Genomic DNA, 8738 nt, shown 5'->3' with positions numbered 1-8738 from the left:
CGGTGGCGTGCTTTTTCGTCCAGCATTCCCCGATGTTCGGGCACGCCGCCTCTTCACATACGGTCGCCAGGTTCAGCCGACGCATCAGCGCCTTCGTCTCGGCAAAGGCACCGCCGCCAGGCGCGCGGACGCGGATCCAGTCCGGCTTGCGGACGCGGGCGGGGGTCGGGTTCATCGCCATATCGGTCATGCGTGGCAGATAGCGCTTGCGGACGCCGCTTGCCACCCCCCGTGGACCTGGATTAGGTCCTGATCCATGACAGGCATCACCCCCCTCATCGACGGCTATCGCCGCTTCCGCACTGCTGGCTGGGCGCGCGAGCGCGAACGCTGGACGGAACTGGCTGATGGGCAGTCGCCGAAGCAGATGATCATCGCCTGTTCCGACAGCCGCGTCGATCCCGCCACCATCTTCGACACGTCACCCGGCGAGACGTTCGTGGTCCGCAACGTCGCCGCGCTGGTTCCGCCGTTCGAGATTGGCGGTGGCTATCACGGCGTTTCCGCCGCGCTGGAATTCGCGGTGACGCAGCTGGAGGTGACCGACATCATGGTCATGGGCCACGGCGCCTGCGGCGGCTGCAAAGCCAGCCTGACGCGGGCCTTTGCCGGTGCTGCGCCGGGGGGTGGCGGCTTCATCGATGCCTGGATCGCGATGCTGTCCGACGCGCGCGACGCCGTGATCGCCGAACAGGGCGAGGGTCCCGACGCGGAAACCGCGCTGGAACATCGGGCGGTCGGCGTCAGCCTCGCCAATCTTCGTACGTTCCCGTTCGTCCGCGAACGCGAGGCGGACGGCCGGTTGCGCCTGCATGGCGGCTGGTTCGGCATCGCCAAGGGCGAACTGCTTGTCCGGGACGAAGCGACGGGTCTGTTTCACCCCGCGTGACGACCATGACCCGGCCCGATCGCGAGGACCCCGCACCGCGGCGGTTCGTCCCCGAACTCGTGCTGGTTGGCATCACGATTCTGTGGGGCGCGACCTTCCTCATCACGAAGACCGGCCTGGGTGAAAGCGGGCCGCTGTTCTTCGTCGGATCGCGGTTCGGAATCGCGGCGCTGGTCCTGGCGCTGGCGTCACCCGGCATACTCCGCGGCTGGACGCGGATCGACCTGATCGGGGCGGGAATGATCGGCCTGACGATGGTCGTCGGCTACGCGCTGCAGACGTCGGGCCTGCAATCGATCCCCAGCAGCACGTCGGCCTTTCTGACCGCGCTCTACGTACCGTTCGTCCCGCTGCTCCAGCTGCTGATCTTCCGGCGCATGCCGCGGCGGATGGTGTGGGTGGGCATCGCCATGGCCTTTGCCGGGTTGGTCCTGCTGGCCGGGCCGGCAACGGTCATGACGCTGACGCTCGGTCCGGGCGAATTGCTGACGGTGCTGTCGGCCCTCGCATTCTCGTTCCAGATCCTGCTGATCGGCGTGTTCGCGGCGCGGATCGACCCCCGCCGCGCGGCACTGCTCCAGCTTTCGATGGTGGCGGTGGGATGCTTCGCGCTGATGCCGGCCTTCCACGAAGCCATTCCCACGATCACCCCGCGCCTGCTCGCCTGCGCCGCATCGCTGGGCATCGCCAGCGCGGTCATCCAGGTCGCGATGAACTGGGGCCAGAACCATGTCTCCGCCGCGCGCGCCACGCTCATCTATGCGGCGGAACCGGTCTATGCCGGGATGATCGGCGCCGCGGCGGGCGAACATCTCACGACGCTCGCCATTGCGGGCGGCGCGCTGATCGTCAGCAGCGTGGTGGTGAGCGAATTGCGGCTCGGCAGGGCGGCGGCGGCCGGTGACCCGTCCGCCGCCTGATCCGGTAACGCCGATCCAGCCGATCAGCGCGTCAGTTTCTTGTACGCCAGCCGGGTAGGACGATCGGCGGCGTCGCCCAGACGGCGCTTCTTGTCCTCTTCTTAGGATTCGAAATTGCCCTCGAACCATTCGACATGGCTGTCGCCTTCGAACGCCAGGATGTGCGTCGCCAGCCGATCGAGGAAGAAGCGGTCATGGCTGATGACCACCGCACAGCCGGCGAAGCTCTCCAGCGCTTCCTCCAGCGCGCGCAGCGTCTCGACGTCCAGATCGTTGGTCGGCTCGTCGAGCAGCAGGACGTTGCCACCCTCCTTCAGCATCTTGGCCATGTGCACGCGGTTGCGTTCACCGCCCGACAGCTGTCCGACCTTCTTCTGCTGGTCGCTGCCCTTGAAGTTGAACGCACCGACATAGGCGCGTGTCGCGACGTCATGCTTGCCGAAGGTAAAACGGTCCAGCCCGTCCGAAATCTCCTCCCACACATTCTTGTTGGGGTTCAGATGATCGCGGCTCTGGTCGACATAGCCAAGCTTGACCGTCGACCCGATGTTGATTTCGCCGCCGTCCGGCTTTTCCTGCCCGGTGATCAGCTTGAACAGCGTCGTCTTGCCCGCGCCGTTCGGACCGATGATCCCGACGATCCCGCCGGGCGGCAGGTTGAAGTCCAGATTCTCGAACAACAACTTGTCGCCGAAGCTCTTGGTCAGACCCTTGGCTTCGATGACGTTGCCGCCCAGCCGCTGCGGGATCTGGATCAGGATCTGCGCTGCGCCGGGGCGACGGTCATTCTGCTTCTCGACCAGCTCGTCGAACGCCCGGATGCGGGCCTTGGATTTGGTCTGGCGCGCCTTCGGGCTTTGCCGGATCCATTGCAGTTCCTGCTGGATCGCCTTTTGCCGCCCCTCTTCCTCGCGGTCCTCCTGCTCCATCCGCTTGGCCTTGTTTTCCAGCCAGTTGGAATAGTTTCCTTCGAACGGAAGCCCGCGTCCGCGATCGATTTCCAGCACCCAGCCGACGACATTGTCGAGGAAATAGCGATCGTGGGTCACCAGAATGACGTTGCCGGCATATTCCTTCAGATGATTCTCCAGCCAGCCGACGCTTTCCGCGTCGAGATGGTTGGTCGGCTCGTCCAGCAGCAGGATTTCCGGCTTTTCGAGCAGCAGCTTGCACAGCGCGACGCGGCGGCGTTCACCACCGGACAGCGTGGTGACATCGGCATCGCCCGGCGGGCAGCGCAGCGCCTCCATCGCGATTTCCAGCTGGTTGTCCAGCGTCCAGCCGTCGACGGCGTCGATCTTCTCCTGCAACTCGCCCATTTCGGCGAGCAGCGCGTCGAAATCACAATCCTCCGGCGGATCGCCCATGATCGTGCTGATTTCGTTGAAGCGGTCGACCAGATCGGCCGTACCGCGCACGCCGTCCATCACGTTGCCGCGCACGTCCTTGTCGGGATCCAGCTGCGGTTCCTGGCTGAGATAACCGACGCGATATCCTTCGGCGGCCCAGGCCTCGCCCGTGAAATCCTTGTCATACCCCGCCATGATCTTCATCAGGGTCGACTTGCCCGCGCCGTTCACGCCGATGATGGCGATCTTCGTCCCCGGCAGGAATTGCAGGTGGATGTTGTTGAGCACCGGCTTGGGCGCGCCGGGAAAGGTCTTGGTCAGGCCCTTCATCACATAGCTGTACTGCACGGCCATCTGGCGTGGTCTCCGATCTCAAACATCTGTCAGATTTGGCCCGCGATGTAGGGGGTTGCCGCGCCGTTGGCAAATGCCCGCAAGCGGGATAGGCATGTGGCATGAAGACCCTGCCATTCGCGCTGCTGTGCGCCGCCGCCCTCCCCGCATCCGCGCAGACGCTGTCGCCCGAGCGCGTCGCCGCGCTCCGCGATGCCGCGCTGACCGACGATGTCGCCTATGACATCACCGAGGGGCTGACGACCGAGGTAGGACAGCGGCTGGCCGGGACCGAGGCCGAGGCGCGGGCGCGGGCGTGGGGCGTCGCCAAGCTGAAGGCGCTGGGGTTCAAGAATGTTCATATCGAGCCCTATGACATGCCGGTCTGGGTGCGCGGCGAAGAGCGTGCCGAGATCCTGAGCCCGTTTCCGCAGAAACTGACGCTGACCGCGCTGGGCAACAGCGGCGCGACGCCCGCGACCGGATTGGACGCGGAGATCGTCGCCTTTCCGTCGATCGCGGCGCTGAAGGCCGCACCGGACGCGGCGGTGCGCGGGCGGATCGTCTATCTGACGCATGCGATGCAGCCGACCCAGGACGGTTCCAGCTACGGCGCGTTCGGCGTGGTCCGGCGGCAAGGGCCGACGGTCGCGTCGCAAAAGGGCGCCGCCGCGATCGTGATCCGCTCGATCGGCACCGATCATCATCGCACGCCGCATACCGGTGTCCAGGTCTTTGCGGCCGGCGTCGCGCCGATCCCGGCGGCGGCACTCAGCATCCCCGACGCCGAACAGCTCGACCGGATCCTGAAACGCGGCAAGCCGGTGCGGATGCGTCTGCTGCTCACCCCGCGTCAGACCGGAGTGCATCCATCGGGCAATGTCATCGCGGAGATTCCGGGGCGCGATCCCAAGGCCGGGCTGATCGTGATCGGCGGACATCTCGACAGCTGGGACCTGGGCACCGGGGCGATCGACGATGCCACCGGCGTCGCGATCACGACGGCCGCGGCGAAGCGCATCCTGGATCATGGCCGACCGCTGCGCACGATCCGCGTCGTGTGGTTCGGCGCGGAAGAGGTCGGGCTGTTCGGCGGCACCGCCTATGCCAAGGCGCATGCGGGCGAGAAGCACGCATTGCTCGCCGAATCCGATTTCGGCGCGGACCGGGTGTGGCGGTTCGACAGCCGGGTCGCGCCCGCTGCGCTGCCGGTGATGGACCGCATCGCCGACGCGCTCGCCCCGCTCGGCATCGCGCGCGGGAATAATGAGGGCGGCGCGGGTTCCGACATCGCCCCGATCGCGGCCACCGGTCTGCCGGTCGTGAACCTGCGGCAGGACGGCATGCGCTATTTCGACCTGCACCACACGCCGGACGACACGCTCGACAAGGTCGATCCGGTCCAGCTCCGCCAGAATGTCGCCGCCTGGACCGCGATGCTGGCGGTGGTCGCCAACGATGCGACCGAACTGGGCCCGGTCACGCCCGGCGCGGAGTGAGCAGCCGGGCGGCGATCTAAAGACGATCGACGGATAGCGTCCTCCACCCCCCTCCATCCGTTCGGTTCGAGCTTGTCGAAAACCTCCGCCCGGATGGACGAGGGTGATGTTGCGCGCGTCAGTGGTGCAAAACTTGCGCCCGCCGCGTAGGCTTCAGCGGAGCCCCGCCAGCAGGTTCGGGATCGAAACCCAGGCGAACGCGACCGAGCTGTCCGCGACACCGTAGGGGACGAACAGCATGTCGTCCTGCTTCAACGCGCCGCAGGTATAGACCACGTTCGGCACATATCCCTCGCGGTCCTCGTTGGGCGACAGGATCGGCTGCGACGTGCGGCCCAGCACCTTGGACGGGTCGTCCTTGTCCAGCAGGACGGCACCGATCGAATATTTCCGCATTGCACCGACGCCGTGTGTCAGCAGCAGCCAGCCCTCCTCCAGTTCGATCGGCGATCCGCAATTGCCGATCTGAACCATTTCCCACGGATAATGCGGCGTCAGCAGCAATTCGCCCTCGCCCCACTGATCGATCGTGTCGGATTTCAGCAGATAGAGATTCTCGCCATCCTGGCGCCCGATCATCATATACTGCCCGCCGACCTTGCGCGGGAACAGCGCCATGCCCTTGTTCCGCGCGGCCGAACCGCTCATCGGCTGGAAGACGAAGCTGCGGAAGTCGTGCGTCCGCAACAGCTCCGACCGGATCGCCGATCCCGAATAGGCGGTGTAGGTTCCGATCCATTCGGTCGTGCCATCGTCATGCGTGAAGCGGACGAGGCGCAAATCCTCCAGCCCGTTGCGTTGCGCTTCGGTGATCGGGAACAGCACCGTGCCGGACAGCGAGCTGTCGCGGTGCCGGTGAACCTCCACCGCGCCGCGGTCCAGTTCCCTGGCACTGTCCGCCGTCGTCGCGAACGGCGGTTCGGGCATCAATTCGAAATTGGTGCCCGGTCCCAATATTCCCTCGCGGAACGCCACCGACGAGATATGCCCCTCGCCCACCGCACGCAGCGACATCGCGATCCGCATCGCCCCGCCGCTCAACCCCGACTGATCGGGGTGGCAGATGATGCTGGGGTTCATCAGCGCCGCGGCGGCATAGCTATATTCGTGACAGAAATAGGCGCCGATCAGCTGGCGCCTGTGATGCGAGATCGTCGCGCCGTCGAGCTGCAGCGCCTGTTCGATTTCGGCGTAGCGCATGTCGAACACATTGCGGGTCTGCCAGTGCCGCGCCTCGAAATCCCGCAGGACCAGATCGAGTTCGGCTTCGGTCTGCGCATCGTCCAGTTCAAGAACGGCATCGACGATCCGGCGGACGCGCCCCGGGCGGCCCGCAACCTTGCCGGCCTCGATTGCGATATGGAACGGACGCACGACGACCCGCGCGGGATCGGCCGCCAGCTTCAGCGGAGCATGAATAACATCAATCACTGGCGTCCGTATCCCTCCGCGTCGCGGGCGCCAGTGAAGAGCTAGGAAGCCTGGCTCGTCCGATCGTCCGCGGACCGGGCCGGTTCCAGCGCAAGCGACGCCATGGCGCAACATGCGAACTGGAAAGCCAGCACCGATTCGGCCCCCTGATTAAGGTTGACCCGGTCGCTCATCAATCCGTCATAGCATCCGCCGTCGGAAATCGCGGCGACGGGGATGCCGACATCGTTTGCTCCCAGATACCAGCGATAGGCCCGGACCGCCGCCGCCTGCCAGCGTGTGTCACCCGTGATCCGGTGGGCGGTCAGCGCGGCGTCGATCGTTGCCCAGGCTTCCAGCGGTTGCTGGTCGAACGGCAGCGGAGCCTGATATTCCCGCCCGAAGCTTTCGGTGCCGACCGCCCGGAAATCGCCGTCCGGCGTGGTCTGGACGCTTTCCAGCCAGTCGAAGGCGGCGATTCCGTCGTCGATCCAGCCGCGGTTGCCGGTCCGTGCGCCGGCGCGGATCAACGCTTCGGGCAGGCGGGCATTGTCGTAACCCAGTACCGCTTCGAACCAGGTCCACCCGGCGCGCCGCGCGTCGGCCAGTCGCGTCGCCAGCATGGCACCGAAATGCCGCACGAGCCGCAGCGCAAGGCCGTGCCCCGGGTGCACGTCCAGCACCGCATCCGCACCCAGCAGCGCGAACGCCCAGGTCCGCGGACTGCCGAGCTGCAGCGCGTGCGGCGCGACCTGATCGAACAGATGCAGCGCCCAGCGCCGCAGATCGGCCTTGCGCGCGCGCGCCGCCGTGTCGCCGATCGACCAGAGCGAGCGACCGAAGCTGTCCTCCGACCCGACGCTTTCCAGCCAGGTGCGATCGAACCCCATGAAGTTTCGGAAGCGACCGGTTTCGCCGTTCCACGCATGCTGCACGAACGAGGCGTAAATGGTCGCCAGCTGATCGGCGCGCGCCTCCGCAGTGCCCCCGATCCGGTGCATCAGCATCAGCGCGCGGCAATTATCGTCCACGCAATAGCCGTGCGCGCGGTCGGGCACGGCAAAGATCGAATGCTGGATCATTCCGCATCCGTCGGTGATCCGTTCGACGCCGGTCAGATCGGGGGCGACGACCGCAAGGTCGGCGGTCGGGCGGTGCACCATCCGCACGGGCTGACGTCGCACCGCGGCGCGCATGATGTCCATGTAACGGTGCGCCGCGGTTTCCCACGTCATGCCGCGCCCGATCGCATAGGCCCGCTCGCCGATCCGCTCCATCCGGTCGGGATCGGACAACAGGCCGTTGATCGCCCGCGCGAACGCCGCGCTGTCGCCAAACCCGGCCAGGATGCCGACATCATCCGCCAGCAGTTCGACCGCGTGCCAGAATGGCGACGATACCACCGGCTTGCCCAGGCTGACCGCATAGGACAGCGTGCCCGACGTGATCTGCGCCTCGTGCAGATAGGGCGTGATGTAGATGTCGGCTGCCTCCACATAATCCAGCAGCAGATCCTGTTCCAGGAACCCGTCCACGAACCGGACATGGTCATGCATCCCGAGTTCGTCGGCCAGCGCGACCAGGCCATTGCGGTACGCCTCGCCCTCGCGCGCCACCAGATGCGGATGGGTGGCGCCCAGCACGACGTACAGCGTGCTGGGGTTGTCCGCCACGATCGCCGGCAGCGCGCGCAGCATTGTTTCGATCCCCTTGTTCGGGGACAGCAGCCCGAACGTCATCAGAACCTTGCGGCCTTCAAATCCGAATTGGCGCTTCTTCTCCGCGGCACGGCCATAAGGGCGATCGGGAACGCCGTGCGGGACCACCGCAATCTGGTCGCGCGGCACGCCGTGCAGCCGTTCCAGAATGTCGCGGCCCTTGTCCGCCATCACGATCAGCTTCGATGCGCGCCGCGCCAGCGCCTCGATCACGGTGCGCTGGTCCAGGTCGGGACTTTCCAGGACGGTGTGCAGCACCACCACGACCGGTGCGCGCACCCGGTCCAGCAGGGTGATCAGGTTCGCTCCGGCCGGGCCGCCGAAGATCCCATATTCATGCTGTACCATCACCACCTGCGCGCCGCTCTGGTCGATGATGCGGGCGGCGGCGCGGTAATCGGCAATATCGTCCTGGTCGATCTCGGCCACCACCCGGCCGGCATAGGCATGATCGGACCCGACATCGTTCATCGCATAGACGTCGACCGACACCGCCGGAAACGCGGCGCGCAGGGCGTTGGCGGTATCGCTCGTGAAGGTGGCGATCCCGCACAGTCGCGGCGGATGATTCCCGATGATGGCGATACGATCGATCATGGTGTGCGCGGCAGGGGCATGGT

At 66.2% G+C, this 8738-nt stretch carries 5 protein-coding genes and 2 pseudogenes; 3 read left to right on the top strand and 4 right to left on the bottom strand.

The window, feature by feature from the left end:
• A pseudogene (locus VF649_RS10040) lies at window positions 1–190 on the bottom strand (lipoyl synthase); the annotation flags it as partial.
• A gap of 66 nt (window positions 191–256) precedes the next feature.
• On the opposite strand from VF649_RS10040, the gene VF649_RS10035 reads away from it, so the two are divergent.
• Both VF649_RS10035 and VF649_RS10030 read left to right on the top strand, forming a co-directional pair.
• Window positions 257–889 carry a carbonic anhydrase gene (locus VF649_RS10035; protein WP_331011819.1) on the top strand — a complete coding sequence of 211 codons (633 nt, stop codon included), beginning with the start codon at window positions 257–259 and terminating at the stop codon, window positions 887–889.
• Window positions 890–894: 5 nt separating this feature from the next.
• Complete coding sequence (locus VF649_RS10030) at window positions 895–1809, top strand: DMT family transporter (protein WP_331011818.1); 915 nt, start codon at window positions 895–897, stop codon at window positions 1807–1809.
• 23 nt (window positions 1810–1832) lie between these two features.
• Here the strand turns inward: VF649_RS10030 and ettA are convergent.
• Window positions 1833–3512: pseudogene (gene ettA, locus VF649_RS10025) on the bottom strand (energy-dependent translational throttle protein EttA).
• Between the two features lie 101 nt (window positions 3513–3613).
• On the opposite strand from ettA, the gene VF649_RS10020 reads away from it, so the two are divergent.
• Window positions 3614–4990: a M20/M25/M40 family metallo-hydrolase gene (locus tag VF649_RS10020; RefSeq protein ID WP_331011817.1), complete on the top strand. Its 1377-nt coding sequence runs from the start codon at window positions 3614–3616 to the stop codon at window positions 4988–4990.
• 153 nt (window positions 4991–5143) lie between these two features.
• Here VF649_RS10020 and VF649_RS10015 read toward each other — a convergent pair whose 3' ends face one another.
• Window positions 5144–6421, bottom strand: a complete 1278-nt coding sequence (locus VF649_RS10015; protein WP_331011816.1) for a glycoside hydrolase family 130 protein — start codon at window positions 6419–6421, stop codon at window positions 5144–5146.
• A gap of 41 nt (window positions 6422–6462) precedes the next feature.
• A partial coding sequence (locus VF649_RS10010; RefSeq protein ID WP_414713663.1) for a glycosyltransferase family 4 protein occupies window positions 6463–8738 on the bottom strand: 2276 nt, incomplete at its 5' end.

The organism is Sphingomonas sp., from assembly GCF_036387535.1.
In the GTDB taxonomy this organism is placed as follows: Bacteria; Pseudomonadota; Alphaproteobacteria; order Sphingomonadales; family Sphingomonadaceae; genus Sphingomonas_R.
The sequence above is the reverse complement of the archived record's forward strand: the minus strand, read 5'-3'. Positions and strand labels throughout refer to the sequence as shown.

Excerpts from the sequence above, each read along its gene's own strand:
- VF649_RS10020 (WP_331011817.1), top strand. The coding sequence starts at position 3,614 with ATGAAGACCCTGCCATTCGCGCTGCTGTGCGCCGCCGCCCTCCCCGCA.
- VF649_RS10035 (WP_331011819.1), top strand. The coding sequence starts at position 257 with ATGACAGGCATCACCCCCCTCATCGACGGCTATCGCCGCTTCCGCACT.
- VF649_RS10030 (WP_331011818.1), top strand. The coding sequence starts at position 895 with ATGACCCGGCCCGATCGCGAGGACCCCGCACCGCGGCGGTTCGTCCCC.